The organism is Streptomyces sp. NPDC005262 (genome assembly GCF_042872425.1).
Lineage (GTDB): Bacteria > Actinomycetota > Actinomycetes > Streptomycetales > Streptomycetaceae > Streptomyces.
The window spans coordinates 330,897-346,183 of record NZ_JBIAKK010000008.1; the positions used below are offsets into that span (position 1 = coordinate 330,897).

Consider the following 15,287-nt stretch of genomic DNA (forward strand, 5'->3'; position numbering starts at 1 on the left):
CATGACGCAACAGGGAACCGATGTGAGCTGGGCGCTCCGCGATCTGACGGAGAGCATCAAGGAGATCCGCTTCGCCCTCGTGGCATCGAGCGACGGCAAGGCGATCACCTCCTACGGTGCCGAGGACCCCGACGACGTGGACCGGTTCGCCGCCGTGGTCGCGGGTCTGCAGGCGCTGGCCCAGCCAGTGGCCAAGCAGTTCCCCAAGTACGCGGGGCAGTTGCGCCTCGCGATGATCGAGGTCGACGGGGGCCACTTGTTCGTGGTGAGGGCCGGTGTGGAGACATACCTGGGAGTGCTTGCCAGGGAAGGACTCGACCAAGGTCTTCTCGGCCACCAGATGAGGGATCTGGCCCGCAGGATGGGCGAGCTCCTCGGCACCACTCCGCGCCTGGACGAGCACTCTGGATGAGTGCTCCCCGCCGTCCCACGGACCCGTCCGGTCTTGAGCGCTACTACGTCCTTACCGGTGGCCGCAGCGGACCGGGCGGTTCTGCGGCGAGTCTCGACGTGGCGACCCTCATCGTCTCTTGTTCCGCTGCCGTTCCGGGCATGCAGCATGAGCACGAGGAGATCATCCGGCGCTGCCGCGATCCGCTGTCGGTGGCCGAACTCGGCGCCCATCTCGGATTGCCCTTCAACATTCTCGCGGTGCTCCTGGCCGATCTGCTGGACGCAGGCCGCGTCGAAGCCCGTAATCCCATCCCGGCGTCAGGCGCCGGCCGCGGGCCCGACCTCGCGCTCCTTGAGGAGGTACTCAGTGGACTTCAAAGGCTTTGACCATCCCGACCGAAGGTTGGGCGGCGGCACCCGCTCGGTGAAGGTGATGATCGCCGGTGGCTTCGGCACCGGAAAGACCACCATGGTGGCCTCGGTCAGCGACATCAAGCCGCTGACGACCGAGGAGACACTGACCCAGGCCAGTGCCGGTGTCGACAACCTGATCGGCGTGGCGGACAAGACGGAGACCACCGTCAGCCTGGACTTCGGCAAGATCGGCATCAATGACGAACTGGTGCTCTACCTGTTCGGGACGCCGGGCCAGGAGCGGTTCTGGTTCCTGTGGAACGGTCTGTTCAAGGGCGCTCTCGGAGCGGTGGTCCTGGTGGACACCCGCCGCCTCGCCTCCAGCTTCAGGGCCATCGAGGAGATGGAGCGGCAGGACGTCCCCTTCGTCATCGCGCTGAACGTCTTCCCGGATTCCAAGGAGCACCCGATCGAGGAGATCCGCGACGCCCTGGACATCTCCCCGCACACCCCGATCGTGGCCTGCGACGCCCGGGACCGGGCATCCAGCCGCGACGTCCTCGTCGCGCTGATACGCCACCTCCAGGAACGCTCTGCCGCCGCCGCACTGGAGCCCCGATGAACGACCAGCTCACCAACGGCCCCTCCGCCCCCCGTGGCTGCCCCGTCGCGCACGGCGGCGACGACGACCTCACCCGGCTGTACGGGCCGGACGCGGCACTCGACCCGCACAGCATCTACGGGCGGCTGCGCAAGGAGCACGGGGCCGTGGCGCCGGTCCTCCTCGAGGGCGACATCCCGGCCTGGCTGGTCCTCGGCTACCGTGAGAACCGGCGGGTACTCGACAACCCCCGCCAGTTCAGCCGGGATTCGCGCATCTGGCGGGACTGGAAGGAAGGGCGCGTCGAGGCCACCTCGCCGCTGATCCAGATGCTGGGATGGCGCCCCGACTGCGTGTCCCAGGACGGCGAGCCGCACCGCAGGCTGCGCGGAGCGGTCACCGACAATCTGCAGGGCATCGCAGGCCGTGGCATCCGCCGCCATGTCACCCACTTCGCGAACAAGCAGATCGACGCGTTCGCCGACGAGGGCAGTGCCGACCTGGTGGGCGACTACGCCGAGTACCTGCCGATGCTCGTACTGACCAGGCTGTTCGGGCTCCCGGCTGCCGAGGGGCACAACCTCGCCGTCTCCTGCGCCCAGGTCATCAAGGGCGGCGAGGGAGCCCTCGCCCACAACGACCGCATCATGGAGATCCTCGGGGAACTCGCCGAGCGTAAGCGCGCCGAGCCGGGCTCCGACTTCACCACCGGGTTGCTCGGACACGAAGCCGGCCTGGACGACGGCGAGATCCTGAGCCATCTGCGCCTGGTGCTGATCACCGCTCACACCACCACCAGCAATCTGCTGGCCCGGGTGCTGCAGCTGATCCTCACCGACACCTCCCGGCTCGCGGGGCTGGTGAGTGGACAGCTCAACATCACCACCGTCGTCGAAGAGGTGATGTGGAACACTCCGCCGCTCGCCGTCCTCCCGGGGCGCTTCGCCACCGCTGACCTGGAACTCGCCGGTCACCACATCAAGGAGGGCGACCTCCTGGTGCTCGGGCTCACCGCAGGCAACCTCGACCCGGAGATCCGTCCCGACGCCGGGGTCTCCATCCAGGGCAACCAGTCGCACCTCGCCTTCAGCGGCGGCGCGCACGAGTGTCCGGGCCAGAACATCGGCCAGGCCATCATCGAGACGGCCGTCGACGTCCTGGTGCACCGGCTGCCGGGACTGCGCCTCGCCGTGCCGGCCGACGACCTCACCTCGACCGCCTCCACCTGGGAGGCGCGCCTGGACAGTCTGCCGGTCGAGTTCGTGGCCCAGACCGCCGCGGTCTGACCAGCACGACCACCGGTTTGTGATCCTCCTCTGCCCGGCCGGACGTATCCGGCCGGGCAGAGCCTTACGTCACACCGCGAGCAGATCGTCCAGCGAACCCTTGCCCGCCAACTCGGCGGTGGCGGCCGGGCCCTCCTTCGCCGCGGCATACCGGCCCGAGGTGAGCGCCCACTCGTAGTTGCCGTTGATCCAGTGCTGGATGGCCTCCACACCCATCCACACCTGGACCCGCTGATCGGTGTCGAGATCGAGCTCCTCGCACATCTTCGGCACGCGTGCCTCGAGTTCGAGGTACTCCTCGAGGCACGCGGTGGTCATCCGGTACGCCTCCGCGGCGGCGTCCTCCCAGCTGCAGCTGCGCTCCCGGTGGAGCACGGCTATCAGATTGTGGCCGTCCCCTCGGCGCTTCTCGCGCTCGAAGGAGTGGATGTCGTTCATGAACCCGATGGTGTCCGCGGCCAGATCCCGTATCCTGACCATCAGTTCGTGCGCCTGCACCTGTGGCGGCACCTCGAAGCCCCGGCTGCGCTCACCCGCGTCGATGCTGTGGTGGATACCCACCGTCCGGCGGCGGAACTCCGCGTACTCCTCCAGGCCGAGCGTTCCTGCAAGACCCCTGGCCGCCAGGTCCACCTCCTCGGTGTGCGCCACGAGGAACCGCCCCCAGGAGGCGGCAAATCGTGTCCGCCACGTGAGGGACATACCATCCGAGAGGTGGGCCCAGACCTCGGCCCAGGCCACGGTGATCGGGCACACCACGCGTGGAGCGGTCCCGGCAGGACGCAACGGAGTGGCAATCAACTCCCTTGCGACCTCGGCAACTCGGTCCGCACGGTCCGGACTCCCGGAGTCGAACTGATCATCGAACAAGAACGCCAGAGAGAACCAGTTCATCAGCACGACCATGTCGTCGGCCGAGGCGTAAGGGTAGGTCCGCGCCGCTGCCTGGGGCAGATCCCAGGACTGATACTCCTCGAACCCGGCCTGGCTGCGCACCAGACCCATCTCCCACACCCAGCGCAAGTGGCGCTCCCGGGCGTACTGGAGATGCTCGCTCACGGGAGTCTTGAACGGGAGGTCAAAAGTGACGTCCTGCGGCATTGCCGTCCTCTCTTGAGACGATTCACAGGCCCCCGCCCCTGCGAAAGGGCGATCTGAATTGACGCCCACTGACTCGAACTGCACTTTTTGAGCCGGAAGTTGACGACTCAAGTACGCTTCGAGACTGCCCAGAGCCTAAACGATCTATGCCGTGATCTCTGCAACGGGTGATGCAGGTGTGACTCTGCACAGGACGCGGCTCAGCACATCCCGCCGCCGCTGAAGCAGGCTGCCGAGACCCGGTGCCGTCAGAACGGGGACGCCCGTGGACGCGCTCGTCGGCATCATCTGCCGGACCGCCGTCGAACCTCACGGTGGAGGACCCGAACTCCGAAACGGCCGGGACCCCAAGAAATCAGCCAATACCGTCACGCCCACGAAGAGCTGACTGCCTCGAAGACACAATCGTTCATCGAGGCCGGACATGGCTCACTGACCGGATCGGCCTTCGGCCGCCGCGACTTCGGGTAGGCCTCGTGCTTGGAGGCCGCGTACAGTGTCCCGGCGAAATACTCCTGGGCACGCCTGCGGCCGGCCGACTTCGATCGTCCGGCCAAGGGCTGTGAGGCGACCCACCGGAGCGCTTGGGATGCTCTCAACTTGCAGTCGAGGCGGGCAGCTGGTCAACAGTGCCCGCCTCTTGCCCCGGCGCTCCGCGCCTCAGGGCCGACTCTCTCGTGCGCGTTCTTGCCGGTCGGCTGGATCACGGTCCGTAGTGAAGTGGGAGAGCTGAACCGAAAATCACGTCCCCCTGCATGCCCATCACCTATTGATTTTGCCGGGACTTCAGAGGCTGCGGCAGACGCGTCTCTTCGGCGCCCGCCCGCGCCTCCGGTGTTGCTTGCGGGTAGTACGCCATTGCCAGGGTGTCCGGCTTGACGGTGACGACGGCCTGCGTGCGCGGGGGGCGGGAGGTGAGTGTGAAGCGAGGCCAGGCCTGGAGGACACTCGCCAGAATGATCTGGAGTTCGGCCCAAGCGAAGTTCTCGCCGATGCACTTGCGGCGTCCGTCGCCGAAGGCGAGGAACGAACCACGGGCGGCGGGTGCGCGCTCGGCTGTCCAGCGGTCAGGGTCGAACGTGTCGGGGTCGGGAAAGTAGCGGGCGTCGTGCTGGTGGAGGTAGGGGCTCCACACGACGTCTGCCCCTTCGGGAATGCGATGGCCGCCGAGGCCGATGTCACGAGCTGCGGTTCGGGTCACCATCCAGGCCGGCCCGTACTTGCGGATGGCTTCCTGCAGCACCTGGCGGGCGTAGTGGAGTTGAGCGATGTCGTCGTAGCGGAGGGGGCGGTCACCGCAGACAGCGGTGAGCTCCTCGCGCAGGCGCCGCTGTATCTCGTCGTCCTGAGTGATCTCGTACAGAGTCCAGGCCAGGGTGGTGCCGGTGGTCTCGATCGCCCCCGTCAACAAGGTGATTGCCTCGTCCTGCAGTTGCTGCCGCGTGAGGGGGACTTCTGCGGTCAGAAGGGTTTTGAAGAGTCCGCCCTGGTCCTGGGTTCGGGCTTCGGCATGCGGGCACCGTTCTGCATCGGTTGAGACCGCCTCGGCTGAGGGCGCCAGGCCCAGGGACCGGTCGGCGTGGTGATCGATCGCCTGGTCGATGAGAGCGCGTAGCCGTGCCACGCGGTCCGCGTGCGCACGGTTGGCGGGCAGCGGGAGGCGAGTCATCCACGGCGGAAGGATCGTCTGACGGATCGCCCCCTTCATGATCTCGGGCATGAGTATGACGAACTCGCCCTCCAGATGCTCGGGGAGGTCCGCGCCGAACAGGGCGACCAGGAAGGCGGAGAGGGCGACCTCGTTCATGTCCCCGTACACGTCGCGCGGCACAACCGCAGGCCAGGCGCTGACCACGTCCCGCACCTGGGCGATCATGGCGGCGCCGCGATCGGCGATGTGCGCCTTGTTGAACATGGGTTGTATCAGGCGCCGGTTGCGTAGATGCGTGTCGCCGTCGGCGACCGTGGCGAGCCCGTCACCGAAGAACATGCGCAGCGCATCAATGATCTTGCCGCCCTTCACGAAATGCGCGGAGTCGGTCACCAGGACCTTGCGGGTCAGGGCTGGGTCAGTGACCACAAACGCGGGTGTGGGCCCGATACGGATGCGGACGACGCTGCCGTGCTCGCGAAGTGAGGTCATGAACGGCAGCGGCCGGCGGGCGGCCTGGAGAGCATGCCCGATCAGCGGGAGGGCGCCCGGTGCGGTTGGGGTGGGGGTTGTCGACGAGGCGGAGGTGCTCGTGGGGGCGCTCATGGGACGGATCACTCCTTGTGGGGGCATCGGCAACGCCCGGACCATTCCCACGTCGCGATCATGGAATGCCGTCCGATGGAGACCTTTGCGTTACATGCACGGTTCACTCACGGGGGACTGACGGAACTCGTCTCTGGACGTGCCAGGACCCTGTGCTCTCGACTGCGGAACGTGCGGGCGGCCCTTCTCGCATGCTTCCGTCAGTAGCAGGCGACAGGGCCGCGCGGAGGCCGAGTGCGCCGCCACACCCCATAGCCGCCGCAGCCCCGGTGCTGGTCATGCCGCGGTGCGAGCGCTTGCGCCTCCGCCTCCTGATGGCGGCGCCCAAACAATGAGCACCCGCCCGTGCAAGCTCGGCCGGTTCACCGCCGGCCGGTCCGCAACCTCGCCGTGTCAGTGAGCGGGGGCGAAGCGCAAGGCGTGCGGTTGCCCTGGTGCGGTGGTGGCGGGACTGTGGGACATATGGCGAGTCGGTATCACGGCGATGCGTTGCTGGTCGCTGGGCATCTGCAGATCCCTGTTCAGGCCGAGCTGATGGTCGGACCTGATGTTTGGCGTGGCAGTCTGCGCGGTGTCCCGACGAACCGGATCTTTGACCTGCTCGACAGTGACGAGCTCCGACTGTGTATGCCGGACGGCCAGGAGCGTCGAGTTCGCACGGAGCCGGCCAGCCACGCTCACGAGAGTGAGTTCACGATCGTGCCGATCTCGGGCGAGGGCTGCCCGCCCTTCTGAGGGCTGTCCCGTAATCCCTGGTGGATCGGCCCGCGGCGTCGGATGCGGTGCATCGCAAGGCGGAGGGGCGTCCCCATACCGGTCGTATTCGGGCGTTCCGACAACGCAGCGAGGTGCCGCAGCTGTCGTCGTGCGCCCGCCAGGGATTACGGGACAGCCCCTAGGCGTTCGCCCGACCCCGTTCCCCTTGCCGGTGCCCTGCGGCACTGAATGCTGACCGCTTGCCATCCTCGGATCATGGCCTTGACACGGCCGTGGCCGTTCGGCGTCACCGCCATGGCCGAGTGCGTCGAGGCGATTCCTCAAAGTGGCCGGGTATGCGTCCCGGGCACTCGAGGGCCGCGGAACGGGAGGGTCCGGCTGAGGACGAGGTTGGTGGTCGTGCTCCCGAACTGGGCCAGTTCGTCGACTATCTCCTCCAGGTGGGCCATCGAGGTGGTTGCCACTTTGAGGACGTAGCAGTCGTCCCCGGTGGTGCGCAGGCACTCCAGGATCTCCGACCGCTCCTCAATCAGGCGGCGCAACGGCTCGTGCCGGGTCCCCGGCCCCGGATATTTCAGCCGCACCACCGACAGCACCCCGTACCCGGTCCGCTCCAGGTCCACCTCCGCCCGGTACCCCGTGATCACCTCGGCCGCCTCCAGCCGCCGCACCCGCTCCTTCGTCGCCGACGCGCTCAGGTTCACCCGCCGTGCCAGCTCCGTGAAGGCGATCCGGCCCTCCCGTTGGACTTCGGCCAGGATCGCCCAGTCCGTCGCGTCGAGACTCTCGGTCATCCGCCCAGAATACCGGCGGATCCACGGTCGATCAGCCTTTGAGCAGGCCGGAAGTCCTTCTGGCGTCCGGTGCGCGCTGGCTAAGCTCGGCGGCGTGAAGATCGGAGTCAACGTTCCCGATTTCGGGCCCGGCAGCGGCCCTCCACTCACCCCGCACCGGAACGGAGCCGTCATGACCACACCCGACGACCACGCCCTCCTCAGGCGGGCCATCGCGCTCGCGGATCAGGCAATCGCGGCCGGGAACCCACCGTTCGGCTCGCTGCTGTCGGGACCGGACGGAACAGTTCTGGCAGAGGAGTACAACACGACCCTCACCGACCAGGACATCACCGCGCATCCGGAACTGAAGCTGGCGAGGTGGGCCGCAAGGGAGCTGGACACGGCCACAGCGGCGGGAACCACGATGTACACCAGCTGTCAGCCGTGCGAGATGTGCGAGGCGGTCATCCGGCGGGCGGGGCTACGGCGGGTGGTGTTCGCCCTGTCCGGCGAACAGCTCTTGGACATCAGGCCGGGCAGCGGCCAGGCGCCCGTGCCGCAGGACGGTCCCGCGCTGCTCGACGAGGTGCGGGCCGTGGTCGAGGGGTACTACCGATGACCGACTGGGATCGCGGCCGTCTCCTGGCTGTTCCTCTCGGTCGCGGTGATCGCCGGCTCCCGGAGGAGGAGGTCCGGGCGCCCGGCCGGGTCATGACCGTGCTCGACGATCCCGGTGCCCCCGACGTCCTGGACATGTGGCGCAGCGTCGACGATGTGGATGTGGATGTGGATGTGCCGGCTGATTCCAGGTTCGCGGTACTTGTTCGTCCGGGCCGTGTTCTGGGGTTGGACCTCGTGCGCGAGGTCGGTCACCGGCGGCAGGTGACATCGTGACGTCGGGCGCCTTGCGACGCCTGGTGGTGCTGCGGCATGCCAAGTCGGCCTGGCCCGACGGTGTGGCCGACCACGAGCGGCCTCTCGCCCCGCGCGGCCGTCGTGATGCCCCGGCGGCCGGCCGCTGGCTGCGTGAGGCCGGCTGCGTTCCTGATGCCGTCGTGTGCTCCACCGCCGGCCGTACCCGACAGACATGGGACCTCGTCTCGAACGAGCTCGATGCCACCATGGCGGTGACCCACGATGCACGCCTTTACCACGCGAGCGCCGGGGAGTTGCTCGGTGTCGTACGGGACATCCCGGCGCGTGTACGGACGCTGATGCTGGTCGGGCACAACCCCGGCGTGCAGGACCTGGTCCTGATGCTCGCCGGTGAGGGGGACGGCCGTGCCCTGGAGCAGACGCGTGCGAAGTTCCCGACGTCCGCCATCGCTGTGCTGTGCCTGCCCGGCGCGTGGTCGGACCTGGAGCCGGGTGCTGCCCGGCTGACCGAGATGGTCGTGCCCCGCGGCGCGAAGTCGTGACAGGGGTGGCGCCGACGCGCGGCGGTGCGAATGCGGCTCGCCTGACCGTCTGCACCGGCCGCTGGTCACTCGAATGAGGGAGAGCTGACCCCGCTTTTCAAGGGCAGCTCGAGCGTCGTGAACGGGGGTGAGGAGATCGGCTGGACGGCTTCGCGAGGGTGACAGCTGCGACGGGAGGGACGGGGGCGGAGGGCCGCCCGGGGCGCGACGGACGGCGACCGGCTCGACCGGGCACCGCGAAGATGCGGCCGGTGCGCACGCGGGCGCTGCCGTCCGCCGCCGGCGACCTGGCATGGATCATGGCCGTTGCTCTCTGGTGGGGGCCGGTTCCGCCGTGTAACGTCGTGGTCAGATGTCGTGGTTCGCAGTTCCTGCCCGCGCCCTGGCGTGGGCGTTTTGCTGTGCAGTGCGGGACCAGGACGATCACCTCCGGGTTCGCGCGGTGCGGATCCGATATCGACTGAGAGGCACGAGCATGGCCAGCGGAACCGTCAAGTGGTTCAACTCCGAAAAGGGTTTCGGCTTCATCTCCCAGGACGGCGGCGGACCGGACGTCTTCGCGCACTACTCCAACATCAACGCAAACGGCTTCCGTGAGCTCCAGGAAGGCCAGGCCGTGACCTTCGACGTCACCCAGGGCCAGAAGGGCCCGCAGGCGGAGAACATCACGGTCGCCTGACCGGCGACTGGGCATTCCACGGCTCCCGGAACTCACGTTCCGGGAGCCGTGCGCATCCCGTCCCCACGCGGCGGGCCGGGGCCCGGTGCCAGTGACACCGATCACCGATCACCGCGCGACGAGCGAAGCCGGGAGGCTGCGTCGATACTCTCGCGCAACGCCGCCGGACGAGCCCACTTGTCCGGTACGCAGCCGGCGGCAACCCGCTGTGCCCTTGCCGCGCGGCACGCCACACGCGCTCGGTGTCCGGGTACGACGAGAACGTCGGACGGTTGGGCTTGACCTTCGAGTTGGGTTGAAGGTTTACCGTCGGCGGTGTGACGGACTACCGCATTTCGCAGCTGGCCGAGCGATCCGGTCTCCCGGCCACGACGCTGCGTTTCTACGAGACCGCCGGACTGCTGCTGGCCGAGCGGACCGCATCCGGGTATCGCGTCTATGGGGAGGGCGCGGTGGAGCGGCTGGCATTCATTTCCTCGGCGAAGCTGCTGGGCCTGGCGCTGGAGGAAATCCGCGACCTTCTGGATGTCCGCGAGGAAGGCGTGTGCGCCTCGGTGCGGGCCCGGATGCTGCCGCTCGTGGCCGACCGGATCCATGACACCGACAGCAGGATCGCGGAGCTGCGCGCCTTCTCCTCCCACCTGACCACCGTGCATGCCGACCTTGCGGGCCCGGCGCCGGCGGGTGCGTGCGGCCCGGACTGCGGCTGCACCACGACCAGCGCCCGGGCGGCCGGACCAGTGCCGGTGACGCTCTCACCGACTCGCCGCGCCTGCGGCCCGGCGCCCGAACCCGAGCCGGAGGCGTGGCGGGAGGCCTCGGTCGCCTGCACGCTCGTCGGCGCCGAACTGGGCCAGCGCACCGAGCAGTGGCGCGCGCTCGTCGTGAAGGCGGAACAGCACGAGGCGATCGAAGACGGGCTACGGATGTCCTTCCCGCCGGACGCCGAGCTCGCCGGCCGGCTCGCTGCGCTCGCAGCAGCCGAACAGGGCTGCTGCGCGTTCTTCGACTTCACCCTGCATCTGACTCCCGATGCCCTGAAACTGACCGTGCGCGCGCCGGAGAGCGCCACCGAAATGCTGGCCGGCCTGTTTCGGAAGGCCCGTATGACCGCCTCGCGGTCTGCGTGACCGCGATTTGATCAGCCGGTCTTGGCGGCGAACGGGCCGCCGTCACCGAACGCGAGCCGCGCGAAGTTCTCGCCGATGCGGCGGTGTCCTGAGGGGTCGGGATGGACCTCGTCGGGCAGCGGCAGTTCGGCGTAGTCCTTCTCGCCGTAGAGCTCACGGCCGTCGAGGTAGTGCAGGTCCGGATCGTCGGCCGCCCGCTGTTCGACGATCCGGGCGAGTTCGTCGCGGATGACGTTGAGTGTCAGGCGTCCGGCGGCGCGTTCGGCGGGATCGCCCGTGGCCTTGAACCGCAAGGTCCCGCCGTCGAAGTCGGGCGCCAGGGGGCCGGGGGTGTCCTCCTGGACCGGGCACAGGATGGGGGACACGACCAGTAGCGGCGTGGACGGATGCCCCTCGCGGACGGTGTCGAGGAAGCCGTGGACTGCGGGGGTGAAGGCGCGCAGGCGCATCGCGTCCGTGTTGACGAGATTGATGCCGATCTTGAGGCTGATCAGATCCGCGGGGGTGTCCCGCATCGCACGCGCGGTGAACGGATCGAGCAGCGCGCTGCCGCCGAACCCCAGGTTGACCAGCTCCACCGCGCCCTGGGCTGCGGCCAGGGCCGGCCAGATGGCGGTCGGGTGGGCCGCGTTCGAGCCGTGGCTGATGGAACTGCCGTGGTGCAGCCACACCCTGCGCCCGTTGTCCGGTGCCGGCTCGACGGGGGCATCGGTCCGCAGGGCGATCAGCTCGGTGATCTCCGTGTGCGGAAGCCAGATCTCGACGTCCTTGTCACGCCCCGGCAGATCGGTGAACCGGGCGGTGCCCGCCGGTCCCTGACGCAGTTCGGCGGACTGGGTGACCATGTCCGTGATCGTGTGGACGTTCCCACCGGTCACTGTGGCCTGGGCGGTGAGTCGGCCGTCGACCAGCAGGTCGTATACGCCGTCCGCCGGGGCCGGGAAACCTCGGTAGACCCGCTTGGTGGGCAGCGTGTCGAGCTCGATGGTGGTGGCCCGGGTGCGGAAGGCCAGCCGCACGCCGGAGGGCTGGGACTCGGCGAGGGCCAGTTGGTTGTCAGGGATCTGCCGACGAGCCCGAGCGGGCAGGCGATGCGGCAGCAGGCCGTGCGCGGTCCGTTCCACGTCGAGGAAGCCGCGCAGCAGGTCCGCGGTGACAGGTGTGGTGATCCAGTCATGATCGGTGTTCATCGTCCCCGCCTGTTGATCAAGTTTTCTCGGATTGTGCGGATGCACCGGTGCACGGCGCGCCGGACCGTGTCCGGCGGTGCGGTTTTTTGCTGGTCAGGGTGTGGTCCAGTTACGCAGCAGGGTGTCCAGGTGGTCCAGGATCCAGGACCAGGTCTCCTGCGAGTCGACGGCGGTGTGGCTGAAGCCTCCGGCCATCTCCAGGCTGACGTAGCCGTGGAAGACGCTGCCCAGCATCCGGACCGCGTGCGTCTGGTCCGGCTCCGTCAGGGCGTAGCCGCGCAGGATCGCCCGCGTCATCTGTGCATGCCGAACGCCGGCACTGGCAGCCGCCGTCTCGGGGTCGAGCCTGAGCCGGGCCGCGGCGTAGCGGCCGGGGTGTTCCCGGGCGTAGTCGCGGTAGGCATTTGCGAAGGCGGCCAGTGCGTCGCGGCCGGCCCGCCCGGCCAGGGCGGCGGCGACCCGGTCGGCGAGTTCCTCCAGCGCGAACAGGGCGATCCTGGTCTTGAGGTCCTGGGAGTTCTTCAGGTGCGAGTACAGACTCGCGACCTTGACGTCGAACCGCCGGGCGAGCGCCGACACGGTCACGTGGTCGAAGCCGACCTCGTCGGCCAGTTCCGCCCCGGCAAGGGTCAGACGTTCCGTGGTCAGCCCTGCTCGAGCCATAATCTTCCTCCCATTCAGCGACAACCATTATGCATTTGCCTAACACCTTTAGGCAAATTAACGTGCCGCTCATGAAACCGCTGACCGAGCAAGAGATCCGTGCCGCGTTCGTGAACTGCACCAAGGGCGAGGCGAAGCGCCTGTCCGTCCCTCGCGACCTGGCCGAGCGGCCCTGGGACGACCTGGACTTCTTCGGCTGGCGTGACCCCCGGGCCCCCGAGCGTGCCTACCTCGTCACCGAGCTGGACGGTCGCCCGGTGGCGCTCGCCCTGCGCTGCCCCGGTGCCGCCTCGTGGCAGATGCGGCGCAGCATGTGCTCGATGTGTGTGACCACCCATACCGGGGGTGTCTCGCTGATGGTCGCCGCGAAGGCGGGCAGGGCCGGCCAGCAGGGCAACTCCGTGGGCGCCTATATATGCAGCGACCTTGCCTGCTCGTTGTACGTGCGGGGCAAGAAGGACGCGGGTGTCGGCGCACGGCTCCATGAGTCGCTCACCCTGGAGGAGAAGATCCAGCGGACCGTCGTGAACCTCGCGAGGTTCATCGTCAAGGTCACCGCATGAACCACCCGGCCTCGCCCTTCGCGCCACTCCCGTGCACGGCGAGCCCTGGCGCCGCGGGCGAGACCACGCAGTGACACCGCTCGCCGGCGTGATCCGGCTCGATGGTTGGGCCGGCCGTTATGGCCGATGTGCGGCGCGTGGTCGGGAGGCGAAGGGCTGGGTGGGTGGGCTCGGCCCGCTGGTAGCCGTGAGAGACGGGGGCGGGCCGCCTTCTTGTGGCATCGCATGGCGTCGGGTGGCGCGGCTTAGCGCCATCTGGCGCCATCCGGTGCCGCGTGGCGCCAATCCGCGCAACCAAAGGCGCGTGAGCACGCTTGACGTCACGATCGGACATGTGGGCGCCATGATGTTTTCGCAGGTCAGGGTTGGATTCGTTGGTCGTCGAACCGGAGATGTCGCCTCATGGCTTGTGCGTGGAGCCATTATGGTGCCATTATGGCGTCATGGACCTCACTCCGTATGTCGACACCCTCCGCCGCGAACTTGCGGTGGCCGCCGAAGCCGGCGGTGCAGAAGCCCGCGAGCTGGCGGAGAGGCTCACCGCTCCCCTGGAGTCGGCGACTCGGCTGACCATGCTCAATGTGCTCTCCGCCGCGATGGACGAGATCACCCGTGAACTCGCCCCCGGCTCGGTCGACGTACGGCTGCGCGGGCTCGACCCCGACTTCGTGGTGACACTGCCGCCCACCGACGGAGGCGCTCCGACGGAGCCGGCCGCGCCCGTCGAGCCGCTCAGGTCCCCGGCCCCGGCCGACGGTGACGAGGGCGGCACCGCTCGCGTCAATCTGCGTCTGCCGGTTCACCTCAAGGTCCGCGCCGAGGAGGCCGCGAGCCGCGAGGGCCTGTCGGTCAACGCGTGGCTGGTGCGCACCGTGTCGGCCGCGGTCGACGGCGGCACCCGGCCGCGTACGACGGAGAAGGCCCAGACCGTCGGACAGAGCTTCACGGGCTGGGTGCGCTAGCCGCCCCTGCCTGCACCGTTTCACCCACGCCACGTCCCACCAGCGGGGACGTCCCAAAGAGCCAAGAGGACGGGACAGCCATGCCTTCTTTCGACACTTCCGAACCGATCTCGGTCACCGCGCACGTGGCGGCCGGTTCCATCCAGTTCACCGCGGGCGACCGCCTCGACACCGTCGTCGACGTGCGGCCCCGCGACCCGAAGCGGGAGCAGGACCTGCGGGCGGCCGACCAGACCGAGGTCACGTACGCGAGCGGCGTACTGACCATCAGGACGCCCAAGTCCAATCTGTTCGGTCGCACCGGCACCGTCGACGTGACGGTCGAACTGCCCATGGGCTCGCGCATCGACATGACCGGAGCCTGGGTCCAGGTGCTCGGTGAGGGCCGGCTCGGCGAGGTACGCGTGAAGACCTCTTCCGGTGACGTCCGCCTGGACACGACCGGCCCGCTGCAGCTGACCGCGTCGCACGGCTCGATCACCGTGGACCGGGTCGAGGGCATGGCCGAGATCAGCACCAGCTCCGGCAGCCTGCGCGTCGGCCTCGTCGACGGCCCCGCCGTCCTGAAGAACTCGCACGGCACCACGACCGTGGACGCCGCGACCGGGGAGCTGCGGGTGAGTGGCGCCAACGGCGACATCGAGATCCGGCGTGCCGAGGACTCGGTCACCGCCACCACGGCCCACGGCACCCTACGCGTGGGCGACGTGGCCCGCGGCGCCGTCCAGTTGGAGACCTCCTACGGTGCCATCGAGGTCGGCGTCCGTGAGGGCACGGCCGCCTGGCTCGACGTCAGCTCGGGCTCCGGCCAGGTGCGCAACACGCTCACCGCGTCCGAGGCCCCGGAGAAGACCGAGGACACCGTCAAGGTCCGCGCCCGCACCCGGCACGGCAACATCGACGTCCGCCGCGCCAAGGGCTGAGCGCCGCTGTACCCCGCGCCACCCTCAACTCGCTCATCTCCTTAGCTGCTTCAGCCATCGAACGGGAGGGTTCCATGCCTTCTTCTGTCATGCCCACGTCCAATAAGCTCGACGGTCAGCGGTGGCCTGCCGCCGTCTCCACCGTCGGTCTGCGCAAGTCGTACGGGGACAAGACCGTCCTCGACGGCATCGACCTGACCGTCCCCGAAGGCACGATCTTCTCCCTGCTCGGGCCGAACGGCGCCGGCAAGACCACCGTCGTGAATATCCTCTC

At 68.6% G+C, this 15,287-nt stretch carries 18 protein-coding genes; 13 read left to right on the forward strand and 5 right to left on the reverse strand.

Features of this window, described 5'->3' with window-relative positions:
* The first annotated feature begins 1 nt into the window (after position 1).
* The 4 genes from ACFYP5_RS22170 to ACFYP5_RS22185 are packed head-to-tail and all read left to right on the forward strand — an operon-like array spanning position 2 to position 2,634.
* Entirely contained in the window at positions 2-412 is a 411-nt protein-coding gene (locus ACFYP5_RS22170; RefSeq protein ID WP_030976251.1) for a roadblock/LC7 domain-containing protein, read from the forward strand.
* Positions 409-780, forward strand: coding sequence for a DUF742 domain-containing protein (locus ACFYP5_RS22175; protein WP_389038612.1), 372 nt, complete (start codon positions 409-411; stop codon positions 778-780). The genes ACFYP5_RS22170 and ACFYP5_RS22175 overlap by 4 nt, the downstream gene beginning before the upstream one ends.
* Entirely contained in the window at positions 761-1,369 is a 609-nt protein-coding gene (locus tag ACFYP5_RS22180; protein ID WP_389038615.1) for an ATP/GTP-binding protein, read from the forward strand. Before ACFYP5_RS22175 ends, ACFYP5_RS22180 begins: the two co-directional genes overlap by 20 nt.
* Positions 1,366-2,634, forward strand: coding sequence for a cytochrome P450 (locus ACFYP5_RS22185; protein ID WP_389038618.1), 1,269 nt, complete (start codon positions 1,366-1,368; stop codon positions 2,632-2,634). The genes ACFYP5_RS22180 and ACFYP5_RS22185 overlap by 4 nt, the downstream gene beginning before the upstream one ends.
* Before the next feature lie 69 nt (positions 2,635-2,703).
* Here the strand turns inward: ACFYP5_RS22185 and ACFYP5_RS22190 are convergent, their stop codons facing one another.
* The 3 genes from ACFYP5_RS22190 to ACFYP5_RS22200 all read right to left on the reverse strand — a co-directional run bounded on the left by ACFYP5_RS22190 (position 2,704) and on the right by ACFYP5_RS22200 (position 7,503).
* Positions 2,704-3,735: a 7-epi-alpha-eudesmol synthase gene (locus ACFYP5_RS22190; RefSeq protein WP_389038621.1), complete on the reverse strand. Its 1,032-nt coding sequence runs from the start codon at positions 3,733-3,735 to the stop codon at positions 2,704-2,706.
* Between the two features lie 766 nt (positions 3,736-4,501).
* The gene (locus ACFYP5_RS22195; protein WP_389038624.1) at positions 4,502-5,992 is read right to left on the reverse strand and encodes a cytochrome P450; all 1,491 of its coding nucleotides are present in this window, start codon (positions 5,990-5,992) and stop codon (positions 4,502-4,504) included.
* A gap of 1,037 nt (positions 5,993-7,029) precedes the next feature.
* The gene (locus ACFYP5_RS22200; RefSeq protein WP_389038626.1) at positions 7,030-7,503 is read right to left on the reverse strand and encodes an Lrp/AsnC family transcriptional regulator; all 474 of its coding nucleotides are present in this window, start codon (positions 7,501-7,503) and stop codon (positions 7,030-7,032) included.
* 172 nt (positions 7,504-7,675) lie between these two features.
* On the opposite strand from ACFYP5_RS22200, the gene ACFYP5_RS22205 reads away from it, so the two are divergent.
* The 5 genes from ACFYP5_RS22205 (at position 7,676) to ACFYP5_RS22225 (ending at position 10,712) form a co-directional block, all read left to right on the forward strand.
* Positions 7,676-8,104, forward strand: a complete 429-nt coding sequence (locus ACFYP5_RS22205; protein ID WP_389038629.1) for a nucleoside deaminase — start codon at positions 7,676-7,678, stop codon at positions 8,102-8,104.
* Positions 8,105-8,196: 92 nt separating this feature from the next.
* Entirely contained in the window at positions 8,197-8,379 is a 183-nt protein-coding gene (locus ACFYP5_RS22210; RefSeq protein WP_389038632.1) for a hypothetical protein, read from the forward strand.
* The gene (locus ACFYP5_RS22215) at positions 8,376-8,903 is read left to right on the forward strand and encodes a SixA phosphatase family protein (RefSeq protein ID WP_389038635.1); all 528 of its coding nucleotides are present in this window, start codon (positions 8,376-8,378) and stop codon (positions 8,901-8,903) included. Before ACFYP5_RS22210 ends, ACFYP5_RS22215 begins: the two co-directional genes overlap by 4 nt.
* Positions 8,904-9,378: 475 nt before the next feature.
* Complete coding sequence (locus tag ACFYP5_RS22220; RefSeq protein WP_030932662.1) at positions 9,379-9,582, forward strand: cold-shock protein; 204 nt, start codon at positions 9,379-9,381, stop codon at positions 9,580-9,582.
* A gap of 317 nt (positions 9,583-9,899) precedes the next feature.
* On the forward strand, positions 9,900-10,712 hold the full coding sequence (locus tag ACFYP5_RS22225) for a MerR family transcriptional regulator (protein WP_389038638.1): 813 nt from the start codon (positions 9,900-9,902) through the stop codon (positions 10,710-10,712).
* 11 nt (positions 10,713-10,723) lie between these two features.
* On the opposite strand, the gene ACFYP5_RS22230 is transcribed toward ACFYP5_RS22225, so the two are convergent.
* Complete coding sequence (locus ACFYP5_RS22230) at positions 10,724-11,902, reverse strand: GDSL-type esterase/lipase family protein (RefSeq protein WP_389038641.1); 1,179 nt, start codon at positions 11,900-11,902, stop codon at positions 10,724-10,726.
* Between the two features lie 93 nt (positions 11,903-11,995).
* Positions 11,996-12,565 carry a TetR/AcrR family transcriptional regulator gene (locus ACFYP5_RS22235; protein WP_389038644.1) on the reverse strand — a complete coding sequence of 190 codons (570 nt, stop codon included), beginning with the start codon at positions 12,563-12,565 and terminating at the stop codon, positions 11,996-11,998.
* A 71-nt stretch (positions 12,566-12,636) separates the two neighbouring features.
* Between ACFYP5_RS22235 and ACFYP5_RS22240 the strand changes: the two genes are divergently transcribed.
* From ACFYP5_RS22240 to ACFYP5_RS22255, 4 genes are all read left to right on the forward strand, one after another.
* Positions 12,637-13,128 carry an FBP domain-containing protein gene (locus ACFYP5_RS22240; protein ID WP_389038646.1) on the forward strand — a complete coding sequence of 164 codons (492 nt, stop codon included), beginning with the start codon at positions 12,637-12,639 and terminating at the stop codon, positions 13,126-13,128.
* Positions 13,129-13,571: 443 nt separating this feature from the next.
* Positions 13,572-14,090, forward strand: a complete 519-nt coding sequence (locus tag ACFYP5_RS22245; RefSeq protein ID WP_389038649.1) for a hypothetical protein — start codon at positions 13,572-13,574, stop codon at positions 14,088-14,090.
* Positions 14,091-14,170: 80 nt separating this feature from the next.
* Complete coding sequence (locus tag ACFYP5_RS22250) at positions 14,171-15,013, forward strand: DUF4097 domain-containing protein (protein ID WP_389038652.1); 843 nt, start codon at positions 14,171-14,173, stop codon at positions 15,011-15,013.
* 74 nt (positions 15,014-15,087) lie between these two features.
* On the forward strand, positions 15,088-15,287 hold a 200-nt coding region (locus ACFYP5_RS22255; RefSeq protein ID WP_389038655.1), incomplete at its 3' end, for an ATP-binding cassette domain-containing protein.

What these genes read in the sequence shown, in the direction of transcription:
- ACFYP5_RS22245 (WP_389038649.1), top strand. Translation starts at nt 13,572, where the DNA reads ATGGACCTCACTCCGTATGTCGACACCCTCCGCCGCGAACTTGCGGTG.
- ACFYP5_RS22220 (WP_030932662.1), top strand. Translation starts at nt 9,379, where the DNA reads ATGGCCAGCGGAACCGTCAAGTGGTTCAACTCCGAAAAGGGTTTCGGC.
- ACFYP5_RS22175 (WP_389038612.1), top strand. Translation starts at nt 409, where the DNA reads ATGAGTGCTCCCCGCCGTCCCACGGACCCGTCCGGTCTTGAGCGCTAC.
- ACFYP5_RS22230 (WP_389038641.1), bottom strand. Translation starts at nt 11,902, where the DNA reads ATGAACACCGATCATGACTGGATCACCACACCTGTCACCGCGGACCTG.
- ACFYP5_RS22210 (WP_389038632.1), top strand. Translation starts at nt 8,197, where the DNA reads ATGACCGTGCTCGACGATCCCGGTGCCCCCGACGTCCTGGACATGTGG.
- ACFYP5_RS22185 (WP_389038618.1), top strand. Translation starts at nt 1,366, where the DNA reads ATGAACGACCAGCTCACCAACGGCCCCTCCGCCCCCCGTGGCTGCCCC.
- ACFYP5_RS22200 (WP_389038626.1), bottom strand. Translation starts at nt 7,503, where the DNA reads ATGACCGAGAGTCTCGACGCGACGGACTGGGCGATCCTGGCCGAAGTC.
- ACFYP5_RS22195 (WP_389038624.1), bottom strand. Translation starts at nt 5,992, where the DNA reads ATGAGCGCCCCCACGAGCACCTCCGCCTCGTCGACAACCCCCACCCCA.
- ACFYP5_RS22205 (WP_389038629.1), top strand. Translation starts at nt 7,676, where the DNA reads ATGACCACACCCGACGACCACGCCCTCCTCAGGCGGGCCATCGCGCTC.
- ACFYP5_RS22170 (WP_030976251.1), top strand. Translation starts at nt 2, where the DNA reads ATGACGCAACAGGGAACCGATGTGAGCTGGGCGCTCCGCGATCTGACG.
- ACFYP5_RS22190 (WP_389038621.1), bottom strand. Translation starts at nt 3,735, where the DNA reads ATGCCGCAGGACGTCACTTTTGACCTCCCGTTCAAGACTCCCGTGAGC.
- ACFYP5_RS22250 (WP_389038652.1), top strand. Translation starts at nt 14,171, where the DNA reads ATGCCTTCTTTCGACACTTCCGAACCGATCTCGGTCACCGCGCACGTG.
- ACFYP5_RS22240 (WP_389038646.1), top strand. Translation starts at nt 12,637, where the DNA reads ATGAAACCGCTGACCGAGCAAGAGATCCGTGCCGCGTTCGTGAACTGC.
- ACFYP5_RS22235 (WP_389038644.1), bottom strand. Translation starts at nt 12,565, where the DNA reads ATGGCTCGAGCAGGGCTGACCACGGAACGTCTGACCCTTGCCGGGGCG.